Here is a 22,012-nt window from a genome sequence, read left to right on the forward strand (position 1 = left end):
GTAAGGGCCGACAGGGGGCCGACAGGCCCACGCAGGGGACCGACCGGCCCATGCGTAGGCGGTCGAGCCCGGTTCAGCCTGGCGGTGCAACCTCCTTAACGTATGCAAGGGAAGAGGGGAGCGTCGTGAAGACACTCGCCTTCCAGGGCCCGGACAGACGCAGTCGGCGCGATCGTCCGTGCCGACGCCGTCACCGTCCGCGGCCTCGACGAGAGCATCGCCGAAGGCGACGTGCCCGAGGTGAATTCGGTCAGGATCCTCGGCACGGGACGTATCGGCCCGGCACCCATCGTGACCGCCGGTCTCCACAGCTCCGGCACACATTGCCACGGTTCCGGCCACCCAGCCCTGACACCGAGAGGACGTGAAGACAATGAGGAGAACCCAGCACGGGCCGGGCGCCACAGAGGCGCCGGCCGGACGTACTGACCTCGGGCGGCGGATCGCCATGCACCGTGAGGAACTCGGCCTCACCCGGGACGAACTGGGTGAGCGCTGCGGCGCTGACGGCGCGTACATCACCTACCTGGAGGAACACGCGGCAGCGCCGGCGATCGGCTCCCTTCTGCGACTCGCCGACGCGCTCGGGACGACCGCCGCGGAACTCTCCGGCGCGACGACGGAGTACCCGCCAGGCAGAGGCACGGCCGTGCGGGATGCCAAGCTGGTCGAGTTGTCCGACGGCGAGTGCCGACGACTGCTGTCCACGCACGGCGTGGGCAGGGTCGCTGTCTTCACCCCGGAGGGTCCGGCGATATTCCCGGTCAACTACGTGGTGGCGGGCCGCGACATCGCATTCCGGACCTCGGGTGACGCGGTGCTCGCGCGGGCCGCCGGCACCGAGGTGGCCTTCGAGGTCGACCACATCGACGACGCCACGCGCCTGGGCTGGAGCGTCATGGTCGTAGGCGAGGCGGGAGGCGTCACTGACGCGGAGGAGCTCGGTCGGCTTGACGCAGTCGCGTACTCCCTGCCCTGGGCCGGCGGCCCGAGGACCCATTGGATGAAGGTCACCGCGATCCGGATCACCGGACGCAGGGTGATCAGGCCGTGAGCCCGTTTCGAGCCGTCGTCCTGGACACCGATGGGGTCCTCCTAGACTCTGCTGCGCTGCACGCCGTGGCGTGGAAGTCCGCTTTCGACGGCTGCCTCGACGCCTGGGCGACGGCCGGCACCGGCCCTCCGGGGCAGCTTCCCTTCGACGCCGAGCGGGAGTATCGGGAGCTGGTGGACGGGAGACCCCGTCTCGATGGAGCTCTCGCCCTTCTGACCGCGCGCGGCACAGACCTGCCGCGGGGTGGGGCCACGGATCCGCCGGGGTGCGGCACAGTATGGGCGGTCGCCGCCCGAAAGGAGCACGCGTTCACGGAAGCGCTCAAGGACGGAGCCGTCGAGACGTTCGACGAGGTCCGGCCCGCACTCGGAGCGCTGCGCGCCCAGGGGATGCGATGCGCCGCCGTCTCCGCATCCAGACATGCCCGCCCTCTGCTGGAGTCGGCCCGAATCGCCCCCCTCTTCGACGTGCTCGTAGACGGGTCGGATGCCGACCAGGTGAACCTGGCGGGCAAGCCGGACCCCGCCCTGTTCCTCGAAGCGGTACGCCGGCTGCGCGTGGACCCCGTCGACGCGGCCATGGTCGAAGACTCCCTGGCAGGGGTGGAGGCAGGCCGACGCGAGCACTTCGGCCTGGTGATCGGACTCGACCGGACCGGCGGCACGTCTGCCGCAGCGAACCTCCGTGCTCGCGGCGCGCATGTCGTGCTCCCTGACCTCACCGCCGTCGTGGACACCGTTGCCGGAGCGCAGCCGTGAACACCGCGTGGACCTGGACTTTCGACCGCTACGACCCGAAGACGGAGCAGGTGGTCGAAGCTCTGTGCACACTCGGCAACGGCCGGTTCGCTACGCGCGGAGCCGCACCCGAATCACCTGCCGACGCGGTTCACTATCCCGGCACCTACGCGGCGGGCTGCTACAACTGGCTCCGTTCACAGGTTGCGGGCAGGCAGGTCGGCAACGAGGACATGGTCAACCTCCCCGACTGGACCCGGGTGCGCTACCGCTGCCTGCCGGAGGACGGTCCGGCGGGGGAGTGGCTCACTCCCGACGATCCGAGCCTGCGCCACCATCACGTCGTGCTGGACCTGCACGCGGGGACCCTCACCCGCCGCATGCTCTTCCAGGACGGCCACGGCCGCCGGCTCGGCGTCACCCACACCCGGCTGGTTCACATGGCGGATCCCCATTTCGCGGCCCAGCAGAGCACCTTTCGCGCGTTCGGATGGCGCGGAACCGTCGAGATCCAGTCCGTTCTCGACGGTGACGTCACCAATGCCGGGGTCGCGCGGTACCGGGCCCTTGACGGACATCACCTCAGGCAGCCACCGTGCGGGCGTCGGAGCGGACGGCATCGCCCGGCTCTCCTGCGAGACCACATCGTCCCGCATCCGTATCGGTATCGCGGTACGCACGTCCTCCCGGCCCCTGACAGCAGTGAGCCTGAGCTGCACAGAGGTGGCGACGGCGCAGACCTTCCGGTTGCCGATCTCCCGTGGTCACCCTGTCGTCGTTCTCAAGTCGGCAGCTCTCTACAGCTCGTTGGACCGGCCGGCGGGAGATCCGCTCGCGTCTGCGGTCGAACACGTCACGCACGCACCAGGCTTCGCGACCGCGCTCGCCGGCCACACGGCAGCCTGGGCAAACCTCTGGAGCCGAGGCGAAGTCAAGGTGCCCGGTGAGGCCGGCCGGATCCTGCGCCTCCACGCCTTCCACGTCCTGCAGACCCTCTCCCCGCACACGGCGGAGCTCGACGCCGGAGTACCCGCCAGGGGCCTGCACGGAGAGGCATACCGGGGCCACGTCTTCTGGGACGAGCTGTTCGTCATGCCCTACCTCACCCTGCACTTTCCCGAGGTCGCACGCGCCGTACTCATGTACCGTCACCGGCGCCTCCCCGCAGCCCTCGCCGCAGCACAGGGAGCTGGCAGCCCGGGCGCGATGTTCCCTTGGCAGAGTGCCAGTTCAGGGCGAGAGGAGACGCAGACACTACACCTCAACCCACGCTCCGGACGCTGGCTGCCGGACCACTCCCACCTCCAGCGCCATGTCGGTTCCGCCATAGCCTGGAACGCCTGGCGATACGCGCAGAGCACCGGTGACGCAGGGTTCCGGTACGGCCCCGGCGCCGAACTGCTCCTGAGCATCGCCCGATACTGGGGCGCGGTCGCCGAGTACGACGCGGACCGGCAGCGCTACCGGATCTGCGGGATCATGGGCCCGGACGAGTACCACGACGCCTACCCCGGGGCGGCCACACCCGGGGTCGACGACAATGCCTACACGAACGTGACCGCCGCATGGGTGCTGGCCCGTGGACTCGACCTGGCGGCAGAGCTGCCGCGGACGCGCATGAGCCAGTTCGAGCAGCAACTCGGCCTCGATGCGGAGGTGCTGAACCGCTGGGAGGACGTCTCCCGCCGCCTCTACGTCCCGTGGCACGGCAATGTCATCAGCCAGTTCGAAGGCTACGGAGATCTGGCCGAGCTGGACTGGGACGGCTACCGCAAGCGGTACACGGACATCCGCCGCCTTGACCGGATCCTGGAATCCGAAGGCGACACGGTCAACCGCTACCAGGCGTCGAAGCAGGCCGACACCCTCATGCTCGGCTACCTCTTCCGCCCCGACGAGCTGCACGACATCTTCGCCCGGCTCGGCTACGAGCTCGACGACGACCTCTGGCACGCAACCGTCTCGTACTACTCGCAGCGCACGAGTCACGGATCGACGCTCAGCAGCCTCGTCCACGGCTGGGTCCTGGCCCGCCACAAGGGCCCCGACGCCTGGCGGTACTGCGAAGAAGCCCTGCTCGGTGACGTGGTGGACATCCAGGGCGGCACGACCGGTGAAGGCATCCACCTCGGAGCCATGGCCGGCACTCTCGACCTCATCGAACGGGGCATCGTGGGGCTCGAGGTCGGCCCCGACGGACTGCGCATCGACCCCGTCCCACTCCGGGAGGTGCCACGGTGTTCCTTCACCGTCGACTGCCTGGGGCACCGTGGCATTCGCATCCGGCTCGTCCCCGGCAGGCTGGGTATCACTGTTCCCTTCTCCCCCACGGCCCCTCCCCTTCCGCTGTACCTGCCCGGTGGACGGGCCGCGACCGTGGCCCCCGGTCGGCAGCGGTGGTTCCGCATGGAAGTCGGCTGACCAGCGGATCCCGTTCAGCGGCTCCTGTCTCCGGGGACGGCCGATGTCGCTTCGAGGCGGTCCCTCACCTCCGAGGTCAGGGCCTCCAACCGTGGGGAACCTATGAGCACAGGGCTCTCGGGGCCATGGATGAGGCGTGCTGCCTCCGGCAGATCCACGAGGTCAGCCTCGAAGCGGGCTCTGGCCGAGGCGAGGGTGTCGGGAAGGCCGGTCCGGCGGCCGTCCCGCATCACCGTACGGAGCAGGGGCACCTTACCGTCAGGCGGTTGTTCGCCGGACAGACCGATCACATCCGCGCAGCCGGGGCCGCGGAACACCTGCTTGGGAGCCGGGGCGGTGACCTTCGCGGAGGACAGCTTCATCACCGGGCGTCCGTCGTACTGGACCAACTTGTACGCCGCGTCCAAGTAGGGAGCATCGGCGGCGACGCCCACCCGGGTTCCGACCGCGAAGACGTCGATCGGTGCCCGAGTGCGCACGAGTTCGGCGACGGAGTATTCGTCCAGACCGCCGCTGGCGATGATGCGTACGTCGGTCAGCCCTGCCGCGTCGAGCAGCTGGCGTGAACGTTTGGCGAGCTCACCCAGATCGCCGCTGTCGAGCCGGATCGCGCAGCCCGGCCCTCGCCGGAGCTCGGCGAGAACACGGCCGGCGATTGCGACGCCGCGTGCGGTGTCATAGGTGTCGACGAGGAACGTCAGCGGGCCCGGATGGGTGCGGGCGAAGGCCCGGAAGGCGTCCTCTTCGCTAGGGAAGCACTCGATGTAGGAGTGAGCCATGGTTCCGGCGGCGGGGATGCCGTATCGGGTGGCGGCGGCAACATTGCTGGTCGCGGTGAAACCGACCATGGCGGAGAGCCGGGCGGCCTGCAGCCCGGCCTGGGGGCCGTGGTCGCGGCGCAGAGAGAAGTCCACCAGGGGCCGGCCCTCCGCGGCGATCACGCAACGGGCCGCCTTCGAGGCGACGGCGGTCTGGTGGAAGATCTGGCTGAGCAGATACGTCTCGACGAGCTGGGGGAGCGGGGAGGTGACCTCCAGCAGGGGCTCCCCGGCGAAAACGAGGTGGCCCTCCGGAATCGCGTGGACTTCCCCGTCAAAGCGCAGGCCGAGTAGGCCGGACACTTCCTCGGGCGGTCTGTGGAGCGCGACGGCGAAGTCGCGGACGTCATCCGCGCTCACCCGGAAGTGGGACAGGTAGTCCAGGGACGGCTACAGCCCGGCGGAGACGAGGAATCCCCGGCCGGGCGGCAGATCCCGGACGAACAGGCTGAAGGTGGCCGACGCGAGCATGACCTCTCGCAGGTAGGACATCGCCATCGTCACCTCGTAGAGGTCGGTGGTCGTCGTCTCGGACATACCCCCAGCCTGCACGCTCTGCGCCTGTCGGGCATGAGCCCTTCGGTTCCCTGCTCGGCCTGCCATGGGCCGGTCGGCCCCTCCCCGGTGAGGCCCGGTCGGCCCCTTGCCGCTGCACCTCTCGGCACTGGGGTGCAGCCACCTCCCGGTGTGATCGTGGAATCCGGATGCCGATACGGGCTCCGTTTCCCCAGGAGGTGGGCACCATGCAGCGCATCAGGATCCAGTCCCGCCAGAAGCAGCCCCACAAGCTCGAGCCGCTGGACCTGCGAACCCCGTCCGGCCGCCCGCTCCCCTATTGAGCCCGGAGGTCGTCATGGCAAGCACGCGGCGCGTCATACCGTTCGCGGAACTCGGCCGGCAGGAAGTCGCCAGTGTCGGGGGTAAGAACGCCTCACTGGGTGAGATGACCGCCCACCTGGCCGATGCCGGCGTGCGCGTCCCTCCGGGGTTCGCAACGACGGCCGCCGCGTACGGAGAGCTGCTGGACGGACACGGACTCCGGGGGCGGATCGAGGAACAGATCGCGCGCCTGCACGAGGGCGCCGCGCTCGATGAGGTCGGGGCCGCGATACGGTCGATGACCCTCGCCGAGCCGCTGCCCCCAGGGCTGCGGGCCGAGATCGTCTCGGCGTACGAGCAGCTGGGGCGCGACGAAGGCCGCGCGGACCCCGAGGTGGCCGTACGCAGCAGCGCCACCGCCGAGGACCTGCCGGAGGCGAGCTTCGCAGGCCAGCAGGAGACCTACCTGAACGTGCGCGGGACCGCCCAATTGCTGGAGTCGGTGCATCGCTGCTATGCGTCCCTCTACACCGATCGAGCCATCGACTACCGGGAGCGGATGGGCTTCGACCACCTCCAGGTCGCTCTCTCGGTCGGTGTTCAAATCATGGTCCGGTCGGACCTGGCCGGTGCAGGGGTGATCTTCACCCTCGACCCGGAGAGCGGATTCCCCGAGGTCATCGTCATCAGCGCGGCGTGCGGACTGGGCGAGACGGTCGTCAGCGGGCAGGTCGACCCCGACGAGTACACCGTCTTCAAGCCGAGCCTGAAGGACCCGGATCTGGACCCGCTGATCGACGTACGTGTCGGAGCGAAGCGGCGGAAGGCGGTCTATGCGGAACATGGACTGACGCGGACCGTTGATACCACCGACGAGGAGCGCTTGCAGAGGGTCCTGAACGACACCGAAGTGAGGCTCCTCGCCGACTGGGCGCTGACCGTCGAAGGGCACTACGGCTGCCCCATGGACCTGGAATGGGCCAAAGACGGCCTCACCGGCGACCTGTGGATCGTGCAGGCCCGGCCCGAGACCGTTCAGTCCCGCCGCGCCGCCTCCACCCTGCGCCGCTGCCGCCTGACGGCCGTGCCAGGTACGCCTCTCGTGGACGGCATCGCTGTCGGCGAGGCCATCGGCAGCGGGCCCGTCGTCGTCATGGACTCGCCCGTCGACCTCGACCGCTTCCCGTCCGGCGGGGTGCTCGTCACCGGTATCACCGACCCGGACTGGGAACCGATCATGAAGTGTGCCTCCGCCATCGTCACCGACCACGGCGGCCGCACGTCCCACGCTGCGATCGTCAGCCGCGAACTCGGCGTCCCCGCCGTCGTCGGTACCGGCCGTGCGACTCAGGCCCTGTACGACGGACAGAAGGTGACCGTCTCCTGTGCCGAAGGCGGACGCGGCAAGGTCTACGACGGGGTGCTCGCCTATGAGGAGACCGAGACCGACCTCGCGGACATCCCCGCCACCCGGACGCACGTCATGCTCAATCTCGCTGACCCGGCCGCCGCCTTCCGGTGGTGGCGCCTGCCGGCCGATGGCGTCGGCCTGGCCCGGCTGGAGTTCATAGTGGCGCACCAGGTCAAGGTCCACCCGATGGCCCTGCTGCACCCCGAGCGCCTGGATCCCGCCGACCGCTGCGCCGTCGACCAGCTCACCGAGGGATACCTCGACCGCACCCGCTACTTCACCGATCGCCTGGCGTACGGCATCGCCCGGATCGCCGCCTCCCGGTGGCCCGCCCCCGTCATCGTACGGACCAGCGACTTCAAGACCAACGAGTACGCGCGCCTTGTCGGCGGTCGGCCGTTCGAGCCGGTCGAGGCCAACCCGATGATCGGCTGGCGGGGCGCGAGCCGCTACTACAGCGACGGATACCGGGAGGGCTTCGCCCTCGAGTGCCGGGCCCTGCGCAGGGTCCGCGACGAGATGGGCCTGACCAACGTCGTCGTCATGATCCCCTTCTGTCGCAGCCTCGAAGAGGCCGACCGGGTGCTTGGTGTCATGGCTGAGGAAGGCCTCCGCCGTGGGGAGAACGGGCTGAAGGTCTACGTCATGGCGGAGATCCCCGCCAACGTCATCCTGGCCCAGGACTTCGCCGAACGCTTCGACGGTTTCTCCATCGGCAGCAACGACCTAACCCAGCTCACCCTGGGTGTCGACCGCGACTCCGAAGCCCTCGCCCACGTCTTCGACGAGACCAACCCGGCGGTCACCCGGAGCATCGAGATCCTCGTCCCTCGTGCTCAGGCAGCGGGCCGCCCCGTCGGTCTCTGTGGCCAGCGCCCGAGCGACGACCCCGCCTTCACGGAGTTCCTGGTCAAGGCCGGGATCGACTCCATCTCCGTCGCCCCGGACAGCTTCGCCGCGGTCAAGCACCACGTGGCCGCCGCCGAATCGGTCCGGTACGGGGAGGGCCGAACGGCCCCATCAGGGACCCGATGGTCCCAAGCGGAGCAGCCGTCCGTCTCGTGAAAGTGGAGGAAGGCAACGCATGAAGGCGCTGATCGGGCGCCGGAACGGAGCACACCATGTCAGGAACGCACCTGGAGCGCAGGCGCAGCCCGATCCCCGATTTCAGGGACTGGTTCGGCACCGAATTCCCACGGTTCCCGCTGTGGCGGTCGTCGTTCGACACCTTCCCGATCCCGATCGAGGTGACCAACAAGGAGGGGCAGTACACGCTGCGCGCCGAACTTCCCGGGATGGACCCCGACAAGGACATCCAGATCACGGTTGAGGGGGACACCCTCACCGTCAGCGCCGAGCACACCGAGAGCAAGGAGGAGAAGGATCACTCGGAGTTCCGCTACGGCTCCTTCCAGAGAGTTGTGCGCCTGCCCGGGCCGATCCCCTCCGACGAAGTCGAGGCAGCGTATGAGGACGGCATCCTCACCGTGCGCGTGCTCATGCCGGCCTCGCCCGAGGAGTCCAGGCGCAGCATCCCCGTCAAGCGCACCACGGGGGACGGCAGGGGAGACTCGTCATGACGTCCAAGCGCGTCCTGGTCGCCTACGGCACCAAGCACGGTGCGACCGCCGGAATCGCGTCCGAGATCGGCAGGACCCTGCGTGAGGACGGCCTCGACGCCGTCGTGGTCCCCGCCGACGACGTGGACGACGTACGCGGGTACGACGCAGTGGTGCTCGGCGGCGCCCTGTACGCCGGGCACTGGAGCGGCAAGGCCAAGCGCTGCGCCGAACGCAACGAGCACTACCTTCAGCACCGCCCGGTCTACCTGTTCAGCAGCGGCCCCGTGGACAGTTCCGCCGAGCAGCACGACATCGCGCCGGTGCCTGCGGTGGCCCGGGAGATGGAGCGCCTCGGCGCACGCGAGCACATCACCTTCGGCGGCAGTGTCACCGCCAGTACGCCCGGGTTCATCGCCCGGGCCATGGTCCGCGCGGGCAAGGGAGGAGACTTCCGCAATCCCGAGCGGATCCGGACATGGGCCCACCACATCAGCGCCGAACTCGCCGCTCCCCACTGAGCGGCCGGGCAGTATCAGAGCGCGGAGGTGCACGATGTCCGAGCCCGGCACGCCCGGAGACGGGCCCACCCGATCGCGCCCGGCGACGGCCGACCGCGTGCGTCGGCTGTTCGGCGGACGTCCGAACGAGCTGCGTCGTCCGGCCGACCGGACCCGGCGCCGCTGGAACATCGCCTTCGTGCTCTCCTTCCTGATCGCCCTGTCCTGCGGCGTCGTCGTCACGACGGCCGTCTGGGATGCCGAAAGCCGCACTGCCCGGGAAGCGGCCCGGCACCGGCACCGGATCGAGGCGACGACGGTCGGTGCCGTGGGGCGCGCGGTCTCCAACCGTTCCGGCGGCACCTCCCGGACGGTTGCTCCGGCCGTCTGGGAGTACCCGGCCGCTCACCAGCACTCCGACACGATCTCCGTCCCGTTCGGCACTCCGGCAGGCCGGACGGTCACGATCTGGGTCGATGACGCGGGCAGGGAGGCGCAGGCGCCGTCGGCCGAAGCCCGACGCGTCCTCACGGCCGCAGTCGCGGGAGTCGGATCCTTCAGCCTGCTCGCCCTCGCCACAGGGGCAGTGGTCCGCCTTCGTCTGCTTCTTGTCGAGACCCGCAGCCTGGCCCAGTGGGAGCACGAGTGGGAGGCCGTGGAGCCGCGCTGGTCCGGCAGGCTGCGGCGCGAAAAGGGACCTGGCGATGACTGAGGCAGCCACCCGGCCCCCCTTTCCGGTCAACGGGCTGCCCCTGAGCCCTGACCCCCTCGAACCGTTGCCGCTCCTGAGGCGCGAACTCGGCACCGGGCCGAGTGGACTCTCCGCGCGCGAGGCGGCCCGCCGCCTCGCCGTCTACGGCCCCAACGAGGTCCGCCGCAAGGCCCGTACCTCGGTGGGCCGGGAGCTCGTCCGCCAGCTCGTCCACCCGCTGGCCATGCTGCTCTGGGCGGCTGCCGCACTGGCCTTCGTGGCGGACATAGCGGTCCTCGGCTGGGCCATCGTCGCCGTGGTCATCGTCAACGCCGCCTTCGCGCTCCTGCAGGAGCGCCAGGCGGAGCAGGCAGTGGAGACCCTGGCCCGGTATCTGCCCGAGCACGCATGGGTGATCCGCGACGGCCAACCGTCGGCCGTCGAGTCGCGCGAGCTCGTGCCGGGCGACCTCATCGTCCTCGAAGAGGGCGCCAAGGTCCCCGCCGATGGACGCCTCACAGACGGCGGTATCGAGGTCGACCTGTCGATGCTGACAGGGGAGTCCGCCCCCGCCGAACGCGTCGCCGGCCCCGGTCTCGCAGGGGCTCCGCTGCTCCAGGAGCCGAACCTCGTCTTCAGCGGTACTGCCTGCACCGAGGGCCAGGCCCAGGCGATCGTGTTCGCCACGGGCGACCACACCGAACTCGGACGGATCGCGGCACTCAGCCAGCGCACCCAGCGGGACCCCAGCCCCTTGGAGCGGCAGGTCAAGAAGGTCGCCTGGCTGATCGCCGCCGTCGCGGTGGCCATGGGCGCGGTGTTCCTCGTGGCAGGCGTGGCCGTGGGACTCCCGCTGACCGACTCGCTGATCTTCGCCATCGGCCTGCTGGTCGCCAACGTGCCCGAGGGCCTGCTGCCGATCATCACCCTCGCCCTGGCCGTCGGGGTACGGGCCCTCGCCCGTCAGGGGGCTGTGGTCAAGCGGCTGAGCGCCGTGGAAACTCTCGGGTCCACTAACGTGATCTGCACCGACAAGACCGGCACCCTCACCCGGAACCGCATGCGGCTCCAGACTGTGTGGACACCTGAACACGGTACGAGCAAAGGCCCCTGGGCAGGCGAACTCGCCCGCGCAGTGGCCCTGTGCACCACGGTCACGCGGGATGCCCAGGGCCACCTGCACGGGGACCCGACCGAGATCGCCCTGGTCGAAGGAGCCGGCGCCCACGGCGCCCCCATCGACCTCGACAGGAGGGACGCCGACCGCCAGATCCTCTTCCGTTTCGACCCCCGCTTGCGCCTGATGTCCGTCGTGCAGCAGGCGGAACCGGACGGCGCCCGCGTCATCGTCAAAGGCGCGCCGGAGTCGGTGGTGGGCGCCCTTGACGGCGGGGACTCCACTGCCGCGCTCGCCGCCGCGGACCGGCTCGCCCACGACGGCATGCGTGTCCTGGCCGTCGCCGTGCGCGACCTGCCGAAGGGGGCCACGACGCCGGCGCGGCGCCACGACGCGGAGAGAGGTCTGCGCCTTCTGGGGCTCGTCGGCCTGTACGACCCTCCGCGGCCCGAGGTCGCGGAGGCAGTCCGCCGCTGTCACGACGCGGGCCTCCGGGTCCACATCGTCACCGGCGACAACGGCGCCACCGCGGCCGCCGTCGCGCGGGAGGTCGGCATCGGAGTACCGCGCCTCACGGTGGTGGCCCAGTCCGAGACGGTGGGTGACCAGGAGCTCGACCAGCTCCTGGCACAAGGCGATGCCGAGGTCGTTTTCGCCCGCTCCTCTCCGGAGACCAAGCTGCACGTGGCCGACACGCTGCGCGCACACGGGCAGATCGTGGCCATGACCGGCGACGGTGTCAACGACGCTCCGGCACTTCACCGTGCGCACATCGGGGTCGCGATGGGCCGGTCCGGCACCGACGTGGCACGCGAAGCGTCCACGATGGTGCTGACCGACGACAACTTCGCCACCATCGTCGCCGCCATCGAATCCGGGCGCCGCGTATACGACAACGTCCGCAAGTTCATCGTCTACATCTTCGCCCACGCCACCCCCGAGGTCGTGCCCTTCCTGGTGTTCGCACTCTCGGCCGGCACCATCCCCCTGCCGCTGACCGTCCTGCAGATCCTCGCCATCGACCTCGGCACCGAGACTCTCCCCGCCCTCGCCCTCGGCCGGGAACGGGCCGAGCCGGGCGTCATGAGCCGTCCGCCGCGACCGAGCTCGCAGGGGGTCATCTCCCGCGACATGCTCATCCGGAGCTGGGGATGGCTCGGTACGGTGTCCGCCGCCCTGGTCATGACCGCGTTCTTCTACGTGCTCTGGCGGGCGGGCTGGCACCCCGGCGACCCCACCGGCCCCGGCACCCCCCTCCACCATGCGTACGTCACCGCGACCACCGCCACGTTCGCCGGCATCGTCACCTGCCAGGTCGGCACGGCCATGGCCGCACGCACCGACCACGCCGCTCTGCGCGAGATCGGCCTGTTCACCAACCACCTGCTCCTCGCAGGCATCGCCTTCGAGTTGGTCTTCACCGCGGCGCTCGTCTACGCGCCGCCGCTGCAAGACCTGTTCGGCACCGCAGCCCTCTCCCTCGATGTCGTCGCGCTCATCGCCACCTTCCCGGTCCTCGTGTGGGGCACCGACGAACTCCGGCGCTGGGCCCGACGCACTTGCCGAAGCACGAACGCCTGAACCCGTCCGGAGGCTCCCATGTCACGCACGGCCGAATGGAAGGTCCGCCTCTACCTCTTCGAGGAGGACCACACGACGAAGGCACGCCTGGAACTCGACACGGGCACGAACAGGCTCACGGGCCACGGCACCGCCCGTTGCGCACCCCAGGACGACGACGTCCCGGAGATCGGCGAAGAACTCGCGGTCGCTCGTGCCATGGAGGATCTCGCCCTCCAGATGAAGCGAGCCGCCTACGGCGACATGCAGGCTGCCGGAGCTCCGTCCCTGCAGGAGTCCCTCAAGCCGTACAGCGGGTGGCTGGACACCACAGCGTGACCACGAAGGAGGCCCGACCGGGACCTTTGGCCCCCATGAAGGTCCTGAGCGGCCCTCTTCCCACAGGGGCCTGCGGTGTCACTGTGAGGTCAGACCCTCACTGGCCCTGGGCGAGGAGGAATCATGGAGCACACCGTCAGCGGTTCCGAACTCGGCTCCGTCGTCGTCGGCGTCGACGGCTCCGAGCCCGCCCGTCAGGCCGCGCTCTGGGCAGCGGGAGAGGCCGAACGCCGAGGGCGTCCGCTGCACATCGTGTACGGCGCCGACACGGACGGCCGGGCACTCTACGCATCTGTCGAGACCATCGAGCGCGTCCGTGTTGCCGGCCGCGAACTGCTCGACGACATCGCTGCTGCGGTCAAGAAGCAGCACCCCGGCCTGGTCGCCACCACGGAATTCGGTCGTGGCGACCCCGTGGCCAGCCTGCACCGGGCCGCTGGTCGTCGCGGCACCATAGTGGTCGGCAACCGGGGGTTGGGCGGATTCAACTCCCTCTTGCTCGGATCCGTGGGCCTGAAGGTGGCGGCCGGTGCGAAGACGCCCGTCATCATCGTCAGGGGAACCGAAAGCGGCGCCGAGAGCGGGACGGTACTCGCCGGGGTCCGTGACGAGCGAGATCTGGACTGTGTGCGTTACGCGGCGCGCGAGGCCGAGCTGCGCAAGGCCGAGCTGCGGCTGCTCCAGGTGTGGAACGTGCTTCAGTCCGTCGGCGACGTGATGACCATGATGGACGACATCAAGGAGATCGCCGACGAGTACGTCCGGCACCTGACCGCGCTGACGGAGCGAATCCGCCGGGAATTCCCGGACCTCACCGTGCGGGCGGATGCCGAGAAGAGCGCGTCCGTCGCCGGTGTTCTCGTAGAGGCTTCCCGGCACGCCGACCTGCTGGTCATGGGCGGTCGCAGGGCGTCCGCATACCTGGGACCCACCCTCGGGCGGCACACCCACAGCCTCGTACACCACTCGCACTGCCCTGTGCTGCTCATCCCGCGCCACCCGGACGAGCACGGGAGTGGATCGTGATGGCCACCGCCGAACGCCGCGAGATCGTCGTAGGCATTGACCCGGCCAGGGACTGGCACTTGCCCCTTGCCTGGGCGTCTGACCACCGTCGTGGGATCGGGCTCCGACTCGTCGTGGCTGTGCCTCCGCCGCAGCGTACGCGGCAGGTTGATGACACACCCCGCAGGACGGCTCTGCGCCAGGCGGGCTCTGAAGCCCTCGCGGCAGGTTACGACTGGGCGCGGGACCGACACCTGGGGCTTGACGCGGCCACTGATCTGATCGAAGGATTCCCCGTTCCCGCCATCGGACGCCTGTCTCACCAGGCCCGCATGCTCGTGCTCGGATCCCGTCACCTGAGCCGGACCGCGGAACTCTTCAGCGCCGGTTCCACGGTGGTCCCGGTCGTGGCCCAGGCGCATTGCCCCGTCGTCGTGGTGGGAAACCCCGAGCACACCACCCAGGAGACGCCCTACCTGGTCGTCGGCATCGACGGCAGTGAGTCCTCGAAGGCTGCGCTGGCGCTTGCTTTCGAGGAAGCCGACCTGCGCGGCGCAGCACTGCGCGCCATCGCAGTGTGGCAGCCGCCGGTCTTCTTGCTCCACGACGAGGAGGTCGCATTGCAGGCTCAGCGGCGGATGCTGTCCGAGGCCACGGCCGGCTGGTCGCAGAAGTACCCGGACGTGGTGCTCTCCCACGAGGTCCCGATCGGGCACCCGGTGGAAGAGCTCGCGGAAGCCGCCGAGCACGCCCTGGCCGTGGTGGTGGGCCGTCGCGGACGAGGAGGCTACTCCGGCATGCGCCTGGGCTCCGTTGTCCACGGACTGCTCCACCGGGCGTTCTGCCCGGTGATCACGGTTCCGGCCGAATAGGACCGCCATGGCGATGGCCCCGGCCCCCGCAGAGGTACCGGTGCGCGCGCCCGGCGGGCTCACCGACCTCGAAGCGGAACGCCGACTGGCCGAGCATCAGCCGCCCTCACCAGTGGCTTCGCGGCGGCCCGACTCGCACGGCACGCATTCCGAAGGAGATGATGATCATGGAGACGCGCACGTCCGAGCACGGACCCCACGCTCGCGTCGGTGACGAGATAGTGGTGGGCGGGCCGACGGTGGGCAAAGCGGGTCGCGACGGCGAAGTCGTCGGACTGCACCACGACGACGGCACCCCGCCCTACGACGTCCGCTGGTCGGACACCGGCAGGACCACCCTCTTCTTCCCGGGACCGGACGCACACATTCGGCATCTCGGCGCGGACGACTCCGGATGATGCCTTCAGCCTGAGCGGGAAGGTGGGGGCAGGGATACGGTGAAGAGGCAGGCCGAACTTCCCCGGGGCGCCGCTGGAGGTACGCATGGGCGGGGACGAGCAGCGTGCCGTGCGTTCGGGGCTGCCGCGGCTCCGGCTGGATGAATTGCTCGAAGAGCTCCAGGTCCGCATCAACGAGGTGCGCGGCACCAGGGACCGGCTCAACGGGCTCCTTGAAGCCGTGATGTCCGTCGGCCGGGAGCTCGACCTTCCGCAGGTCCTGAGGGGCATCGTCGAAGCCGCCGTCGTCCTGGTGGACGCGGAGTACGGCGCCCTCGGAGTCATCGGCGACGACCAGAAGCTCGCCCAGTTCCTCCCCGTGGGCATCGGTGACGACCTCCGGGCCGAGATCGGCGACCTGCCCTCCGGCCACGGCATCCTCGGCGAACTCATCCGCCACCCCGAGACCCTACGGCTGTCGGAGTTGTCCGATCACCCCGCCTCCTACGGGTTCCCGGCCCACCACCCCCCGATGCACTCCTTCCTCGGGGTCCCCATCCGGGTTCGCGAGGAGGTGTTCGGCAACCTCTACATGACCGAGAAGCGCGGCGGCATCGACTTCGACGAGGAGGACGAGGCGGTCCTGTCCACGCTGGCGGTGGCGGCAGGCATCGCCATCGAGAACGCCCGTCTCTTCGAAGAGGTACGTCTCCGGGAGCGCTGGCTGACCGCCAGCTCCGACTTCACCAGCGCTCTGCTCTCCGGCTTGGCCGAAGCGGAGGTACTGGAGGGCATGCTGGAGCGGGCCCGTGACATCACGGGAGCCGACATCGGTGTCTTCTACCTCGTGGGCCAGGGCGGGGAACTGCGCGGCTCGCTGGCGCTGGGAGACGGTGCCGAGGCGCACCGCGGCATCGTGCTGCCCAGCAGCGCGGGAACCCTGGCAGCAGCCGCCCTCGGCGAGGAGGACGGACTGATCACTGTTGCCGACGTCGGAACCGAGGTCCGGATCACCGTGCAGCCGGAACGCTGGAAGGGCTTCGGCCCCGCCGTCGCCGTCACGGTCGGCACCAAGGAGAAGTTGAGCGGCGTCCTCATCCTGGCCCGCAGATGCGGCCGCCCGGCGTTCGCCCGCGCCGAGATCGCAGCCCTGCCCGGTTTTGCCGGCCAGGCCGCCCTGGCTCTGGAGCTCGCCGACCGGCGCCGGGACGCCGAGCAGATGAGCATGCTGGCGGATCACGACCGCATCGCCCGCGACCTGCACGATCTCGCCATCCAGCGCCTTTTTGCCACAGGCATGACCCTGCAGAGCGCCCAACGCTTCGTCGAGCATCCCGAGGCTTCGGAACGGCTCGCCCGAGCCATCGACGACCTGGATGCCACCATCAAGATCATTCGCTCGACGATCTTCGGACTTCGCGAACACGAGGCGCCCGGGGTCACGCCGAAGCTGCGGCTGCGTGCTGTCCAAGCCGTGGAGGAGGCCGCCCGGACACTCGGCTTCGCCCCGGCCCTGCGGATGGAGGGCCTGATCGACACCGACGTCCCCCCCGAGACCGCGGACGAGGCGCTCGCGGTGATCGGGGAGGCACTCACCAACGTGGCCCGCCATGCACAGGCGGACCGGGCAGAAGTGTCCCTCTCGGCCGTCGAGGGCGTACTGACCGTACGGGTCACCGACGACGGAGTGGGAGTGGCACGGGGAGGCCGTCGCGGCGGGCTCCGCAATCTCGCCGAGAGGGCCGAACGCCTGGGCGGCGAGCTCTCCGTATCGGCGCACGGGTCGACCGGGCGGGGGACGAAACTGGAATGGCGGGTACCGCTGGATGGAGGCGACTTCCCACCGCCCGGGTGACCCCCGTCGACACTCAGCTCCGGCCCATGCCGTGCTCCGTCTCGTGCCCGCGCCCGTGTTCGTGGACCTGCGCGGCGATGACGGCGGCCTGCACCCGGCGCTCCACCCCCAGCTTGCCCAGCAGCCGCGAGATGTGGTTCTTGACCGTCTTCTCGGACAGGTACAGCCGCTTGGCGATCTGCGCGTTCGTGAGGCCCTCGCCGATCAGTTCGAGCACGGAACGCTCCCGCTCGGAGAGAGCCGCCAGCCGATCGTCGTCCGGAGCCTTGACGGTCTCCGGGTCCCTCAGCGAGTGCATCAGCCGAGCGGTCGTCGCAGGGTCCAGCATGGACTGTCCGGTCGCCACGGTCCGTACGGCCGAAACCAGGTCCGACCCCTTGATCTGCTTGAGGACGTAGCCGGCCGCTCCGGCCATGATCGCGTCGAGCAGCGCGTCCTCGTCATCGAACGAGGTCAGCATCAAGCAGGCGAGATCCGGCATCCGCGAGCGCAACTCGCGGCACACGGTGATCCCGTCGCCGTCGGGCAGCCGGACGTCGAGCACGGCGACGTCCGGGCGCAGCGCCGGCCCGCGGGTCAATGCCTGCTCGGCGGTCGATGCCTCGCCGATGACGTCGATGTCGGGCTCCGCGTCCAGCAGGTCGTACAGGCCGCGGCGTACTACCTCGTGGTCGTCCAGGAGGAAGACCCTGATGGGCGCCCCGGACGAGACAGAGGGTGCTGATGCGTCGGACATGTACGCCCCTGTAATCGATCGACTGTGCGTACGTCTTGTCGTACGCATTGTCTCAGGGGAGCGGGCGGACGCACCTTGTGGTGCGTCCCGGAGCCGGCGCGGCGGTGAAGGGTTTCAGGCAGCTCCGGCGGGCTGCCCTTCCAGCTCCATCCGGACGTCCACCACGCCTTCCACGGCACGGATGGCGCGGGCCACCAGCGGCACCAGGGCGCGACTACGGAGAGATCCCCTCAGGGTGACGACGCCGTCCTTCACCGATGCCTGTAGATCTACCGGGGGAGCGAGCTCGGCGAGAACCGCGTCGCGGATCTCCTCCTCGATCTCCTCGTCGGTGCGCAGGAAGACCTTGAGCAGGTCGCTCCGGCTGACGACTCCCTCCAGCATCCCCACGCCGTTCACCACGGGGAGGCGCTTCACGTGCTTGCGGGCCATGATCCGGGCAGCTTCGGCGAGCGTGGCGTCGGGGTGCACGGTCACGGCCGGGCTCGACATCAGCTCCTCGGCCAGCACACCCCCCGCCTTGGAAGCCTCTTCCATCTGATCGGGAAGCCGGGGGTCGTCCCGCCGGAACTCCTCCTTCGGCAGCAGATCCGCCTCGGAGACGACCCCCACGACACGCCCCTCGCCCTCCAGGACGGGAACAGCACTGACTTTCCACTGGTCCATCAGCTCGACGATCTCCTTGTAGGAAGCCTCGCGGCCGATGGCCACGGCCGTATGGGTCATGACGTCGCTGACGGTGTACTGGGACGCGGGCATGACGGACTCCTCACTGCTGGGGGTTCAGGTGCGGGACACCGGCCGCCAGGGATAGCTGCCACTGCCGTGCGGGGCATAGAGATCGAGCAGCCGGATACGGGCGGCGTGCAGCCGGTGCGCGAGCACCTGCGCGACCCAGTGGCCCATCGCGGAGCCGAAAGCAGGGTCGGTATCCATCATCGTGCGCACCGCGGCGGCGTCGAATTCGTACGTGCGCACCGGCGTCGTGGCCACCGCGCCCAGTCTCCAGGCACTGGGCTGCAGCATCCACGAGCACCCTACGAGTTCGCCCGGTCCGAGCCTTTCGATCACTGCCGGCTGTCTGCCGGGCACATGCACGTCCAGGGCGACGATGCCGGTTCGGACGATCCAGAACCTGTCCGCCCGGCCGCCCTCGTTGAAGAGGCGCGCGCTCTCGGGGAAGTTGACCTCCCGTGCGATGTCCATCAGCCGGGAACGGTGCTCAGCCGGCAGCGCGCCGGCGATCTTTGTAGGGGGAGTGGTCCTCATGGCGGCCTCCGGTCGATTCCGATTCAATTCTCGGCGGCTCCAGATGCGCTGGGTATGGGCCGACCAGCCCCCGATTCCGCAGGACAGGGGACCGTTCGGCCCTGGCACGGCACGCGAGGAGGCAAGGACGCTGGGTGAAGCCGACACCGACACGACGCGGTCGGAGCGGAGGGCCGTGTGATGGATCACGAAACCGCCTGGAGGCCGGACCACGGCCCCGTCCTGGACCCGATGCGGTCCACGGAGCAGCTGGACCGCTCCGAAGCGCTGCGGCTCCTGGGCACCGTGCCGCTGGGCCGCATCGTCTTCACCCACCAGGCGCTGCCGGCCATTCGGCCGATGAACCACGTCGTCGAGGGGGAGAACGTGGTCGTCCGGCTCGACGAAGGTGCTTCACGCGCATCGCTCGTGGCGATGCCCGGCACACCTGACATCGTCCTCGCCTACGAAGCCGACTCCATCGACCCCGACACGCATCTCGGCTGGAGTGTCGTGGTGATCGGCTACGCCGAGCTCGTCGAGAACCGCAACGACGCCGAACGGCTTGAGGCGCTGCTCGACCCGTGGACGAACCAGCCGATGGCCGGCGTGCTGCGCATCCGGGCCGAACTCGTCACAGGGTTTCGCCTGGGGCCGGAACCTCGGCCGATTTCCGCCGCCGGGTGAGTCCCGGCCCTGCTTCTGACACCTGGCGACGGCGTGGGCTGCGATCAGCGGCTACGAAGGTGCGCGAACCTGGGCGAAACGGGTGGAAAAGGGGTGCCGGATGGATTGGCTGGTGACGGTCACGGGCGCGGCCCTGGTCCTGCTGATTCTGCGGGACGTGTTCCACACGCTGTGGCACCCGACGCGTCACGGAGGGCTGAGCCGCCTGGTCATGACCACACTGTGGCGGCTGTCGTCCGTCCTGGGCACCCGTCGCACAGCAGCCGGCCTGGCCGGCCCGCTCGCCATGGTGTCCGTCGTCGCCCTGTGGGCCCTGACCGTGGCGGCGGGCTGGGCGCTGATCTACTGGCCTCACATGCCCGAGGCGTTCGTGTACGCGGGAGGGTTGCACCCCGACGATCATGCGAGCCTGCTGGACGCGACCTACGTCTCGCTGGTCACGCTCTCCACGCTCGGCCTCGGTGACGTCGCACCCGCCGAGGGGTGGCTGCGCCTCCTCGCACCCCTGGAGGCGCTGGTCGGGTTCGCCCTTCTGACCGCGACGGTCTCCTGGATCCTCGGCATCTATCCGGCGTTGGCGCGCCGCAGGGCGCTGGCATTGCGGCTCTCCCACCTCTCCCGTACCCATCCCTCGAAGGAACAGATCGACTCCCCGGCCGGGGCCGCCATGCTGGACAGCCTGGCCACGGCGCTGTCCGTGGCGGCGGTCGACTTCCTCCAGTACTCGGAGTCCTACTACTTCCACGACGGCGACGACCGGACCTCCCTCGCTCGCCAGATCGGCTACGCCCTCGACATCGCCGATGAGGCTTCGGAAGCCGGACACCGGGATGTCCGGCTCGCCTCCACGGTGTTGCGTTCCGCCCTGGAAGACCTCGCGAGCATCCTGGACGAGCGCTTCCTGCACACCCAGGGATCACCCAGGCAAGCTCTCGACGCGTTCGCACACGACCACGGGCACCGGTGACACGCTCTGCCGTGCGTCTTCCGGCGTGGACGACGACCTCGACCGTCAGGTCGTTTCTACGCCGCAGCGTCGACACCGCTCTGCCCGGCAGACTCCGTTGAGGTCCGGACCGGCGATGTGCTCGTGGTGAAGACTCCATGTGCAGCACGTGCGGGCCTCATACGGCGATGATTCGATCGGTCACCTCCTTCACGCCGTCGATCTTGCGGATTTCGGTAAGCATTCCGGCCGCGTTGGTTCCGCGCGCTGAACCGGTGAGCGTGACGTTCCCCCGCGTGCACGGAGACCTGGACGGTGTCCGCGGCTTCCGGTGCCGTGGAGCGCACCACAGCCTCGATCTCGGCGCGCAACGCGTCATCACCGGCCAGGGCCTCTAGACGGGCGTGCCGGAGGACCGTTCCCACCAGGTGTACCTCGTGGTCGACGACAGGGAGGTGCTTGAGATGGGACAGACATGCCAGCCAGGCCGCCTCCGCCACGGTCGCGCCTGGTCGCACGATGATGGCAGCTCCGCCGTCTCCTTGCGGGCGTCGTCGCTCAGCGGTACTTCGCGGTACCGGGCGAGGACCCCGGGCAGGGGGCTGCGCCGTGCGCCGTTTGCCCCATGGCGCAGGACCGCGTCCCGCGCGTAGGGCAGGCTGTACCTGGAGACGCCCGACGAAGGAAGCGGGTACGTATGAAGCCGCTCGCCGGTACGGCGGTCATCGGGGTCGGCAACGAGTTCCGGCGCGACGACGGGGTGGGGTGGGCCGCCATCGCGTTGTTGTGCGAACGGGCCGCACAACGACCGCTGCCTTCCGGTACCGGGCTCGCTCGGTGCGACGGAGACCCCGGCAGGCTGATCACCCTCTGGGAGAACACGGCCCTCACCATCGTCGTCGACGCCTGCTTCCCTCTTTCGGGACAGCCCGGGCGAACGCACCGGTGGTGCGTGGCCCCGGGCGAGATGCTGCACCCGGCTTCCGCAGGCAGGCAGAGCACGCACGGGCTCGGGCTCGCCGAGGCCCTATGTCTCGCCGACAGCCTTGGGTGCGGCCCGGGCCGCCTCATCGTGTACGCGGTCGAGGGAGCGGACCGCTCGCTGGGCATGGGGCTCACCCCGGCGGTGGCGGCCGCCCTGCCACATCTGGCCCGGCGCATCGAGGAAGACGTCCTGCAGCACAGCCGGGGAACTCGCCGGACCAGCCTCGGACCCGGGAGCCCGCTGGTCTGACATGCTGCCGGATCTAGGCACGTGGA

At 69.7% G+C, this 22,012-nt stretch carries 17 protein-coding genes and 3 pseudogenes; 16 read left to right on the forward strand and 4 right to left on the reverse strand.

All coding sequences use genetic code 11. The features are described from left to right. The first annotated feature begins 373 nt into the window (after positions 1–373). From OG386_RS44790 to OG386_RS44800, 3 genes and pseudogenes are all read left to right on the forward strand, one after another. Complete coding sequence (locus OG386_RS44790; protein WP_326747009.1) at positions 374–1,054, forward strand: helix-turn-helix domain-containing protein; 681 nt, start codon at positions 374–376, stop codon at positions 1,052–1,054. Continuing rightward, positions 1,051–1,812 carry an HAD family hydrolase gene (locus tag OG386_RS44795; protein WP_326747008.1) on the forward strand — a complete coding sequence of 254 codons (762 nt, stop codon included), beginning with the start codon at positions 1,051–1,053 and terminating at the stop codon, positions 1,810–1,812. Before OG386_RS44790 ends, OG386_RS44795 begins: the two co-directional genes overlap by 4 nt. Beyond that, a pseudogene (locus OG386_RS44800) lies at positions 1,809–4,212 on the forward strand (glycoside hydrolase family 65 protein). The gene OG386_RS44795 and the pseudogene OG386_RS44800 overlap by 4 nt, the downstream one beginning before the upstream one ends. 14 nt (positions 4,213–4,226) lie before the next feature. Here OG386_RS44800 and OG386_RS44805 read toward each other — a convergent pair. Next, positions 4,227–5,567: pseudogene (locus OG386_RS44805) on the reverse strand (nicotinate phosphoribosyltransferase). A 316-nt stretch (positions 5,568–5,883) separates the two neighbouring features. Here OG386_RS44805 and ppsA point away from each other — a divergent pair. The 10 genes and pseudogenes from ppsA to OG386_RS44855 all read left to right on the forward strand — a co-directional run bounded on the left by ppsA (position 5,884) and on the right by OG386_RS44855 (position 17,135). After that, positions 5,884–8,325 (forward strand): phosphoenolpyruvate synthase, encoded by a 2,442-nt coding sequence (gene ppsA / locus OG386_RS44810; RefSeq protein WP_328792990.1) that lies wholly within the window; start codon positions 5,884–5,886, stop codon positions 8,323–8,325. A 56-nt stretch (positions 8,326–8,381) separates the two neighbouring features. Further along, positions 8,382–8,840: an Hsp20/alpha crystallin family protein gene (locus OG386_RS44815; protein ID WP_328792991.1), complete on the forward strand. Its 459-nt coding sequence runs from the start codon at positions 8,382–8,384 to the stop codon at positions 8,838–8,840. Beyond that, positions 8,837–9,340 (forward strand): flavodoxin domain-containing protein, encoded by a 504-nt coding sequence (locus OG386_RS44820; protein WP_328792992.1) that lies wholly within the window; start codon positions 8,837–8,839, stop codon positions 9,338–9,340. The genes OG386_RS44815 and OG386_RS44820 overlap by 4 nt, the downstream gene beginning before the upstream one ends. Positions 9,341–9,374: 34 nt before the next feature. Then, the gene (locus OG386_RS44825; RefSeq protein WP_326747002.1) at positions 9,375–10,031 is read left to right on the forward strand and encodes an Rv1733c family protein; all 657 of its coding nucleotides are present in this window, start codon (positions 9,375–9,377) and stop codon (positions 10,029–10,031) included. Next, entirely contained in the window at positions 10,024–12,708 is a 2,685-nt protein-coding gene (locus OG386_RS44830) for a cation-translocating P-type ATPase (protein WP_328792993.1), read from the forward strand. Before OG386_RS44825 ends, OG386_RS44830 begins: the two co-directional genes overlap by 8 nt. A gap of 18 nt (positions 12,709–12,726) precedes the next feature. After that, a complete protein-coding gene (locus tag OG386_RS44835; RefSeq protein ID WP_326747000.1) occupies positions 12,727–13,026 on the forward strand; it encodes a DUF1876 domain-containing protein in 300 nt (99 codons plus the stop codon). Positions 13,027–13,149: 123 nt separating this feature from the next. Next, a complete protein-coding gene (locus tag OG386_RS44840) occupies positions 13,150–14,052 on the forward strand; it encodes a universal stress protein (RefSeq protein ID WP_326746999.1) in 903 nt (300 codons plus the stop codon). Beyond that, positions 14,052–14,903: a universal stress protein gene (locus OG386_RS44845; protein ID WP_328792994.1), complete on the forward strand. Its 852-nt coding sequence runs from the start codon at positions 14,052–14,054 to the stop codon at positions 14,901–14,903. The genes OG386_RS44840 and OG386_RS44845 overlap by 1 nt, the downstream gene beginning before the upstream one ends. Before the next feature lie 167 nt (positions 14,904–15,070). Next, a pseudogene (locus tag OG386_RS44850) lies at positions 15,071–15,280 on the forward strand (DUF1918 domain-containing protein); the annotation flags it as partial. A 106-nt stretch (positions 15,281–15,386) separates the two neighbouring features. Further along, on the forward strand, positions 15,387–17,135 hold the full coding sequence (locus OG386_RS44855; protein WP_328792995.1) for a sensor histidine kinase: 1,749 nt from the start codon (positions 15,387–15,389) through the stop codon (positions 17,133–17,135). A 13-nt stretch (positions 17,136–17,148) separates the two neighbouring features. On the opposite strand, the gene OG386_RS44860 is transcribed toward OG386_RS44855, so the two are convergent. The 3 genes from OG386_RS44860 to OG386_RS44870 form a co-directional block, all read right to left on the reverse strand. Then, entirely contained in the window at positions 17,149–17,871 is a 723-nt protein-coding gene (locus OG386_RS44860; RefSeq protein ID WP_328792996.1) for a response regulator transcription factor, read from the reverse strand. A 114-nt stretch (positions 17,872–17,985) separates the two neighbouring features. Further along, positions 17,986–18,630, reverse strand: a complete 645-nt coding sequence (locus tag OG386_RS44865) for a CBS domain-containing protein (protein WP_328792997.1) — start codon at positions 18,628–18,630, stop codon at positions 17,986–17,988. A gap of 24 nt (positions 18,631–18,654) precedes the next feature. Further along, positions 18,655–19,140, reverse strand: coding sequence for a Crp/Fnr family transcriptional regulator (locus tag OG386_RS44870; RefSeq protein WP_328792998.1), 486 nt, complete (start codon positions 19,138–19,140; stop codon positions 18,655–18,657). 231 nt (positions 19,141–19,371) lie between these two features. Between OG386_RS44870 and OG386_RS44875 the strand changes: the two genes are divergently transcribed. The 3 genes from OG386_RS44875 (at position 19,372) to OG386_RS44885 (ending at position 21,986) form a co-directional block, all read left to right on the forward strand. Continuing rightward, positions 19,372–19,806 carry a pyridoxamine 5'-phosphate oxidase family protein gene (locus tag OG386_RS44875; RefSeq protein WP_328792999.1) on the forward strand — a complete coding sequence of 145 codons (435 nt, stop codon included), beginning with the start codon at positions 19,372–19,374 and terminating at the stop codon, positions 19,804–19,806. A 100-nt stretch (positions 19,807–19,906) separates the two neighbouring features. Continuing rightward, positions 19,907–20,773 (forward strand): potassium channel family protein, encoded by an 867-nt coding sequence (locus OG386_RS44880; protein ID WP_328793000.1) that lies wholly within the window; start codon positions 19,907–19,909, stop codon positions 20,771–20,773. A 676-nt stretch (positions 20,774–21,449) separates the two neighbouring features. Then, a complete protein-coding gene (locus OG386_RS44885; RefSeq protein WP_328793001.1) occupies positions 21,450–21,986 on the forward strand; it encodes a hydrogenase maturation protease in 537 nt (178 codons plus the stop codon). Positions 21,987–22,012 lie beyond the last annotated feature (26 nt).

Origin of the sequence: Streptomyces sp. NBC_00273 (assembly GCF_036178145.1) — a bacterium.
Taxonomy (GTDB): Bacteria; Actinomycetota; Actinomycetes; order Streptomycetales; family Streptomycetaceae; genus Streptomyces.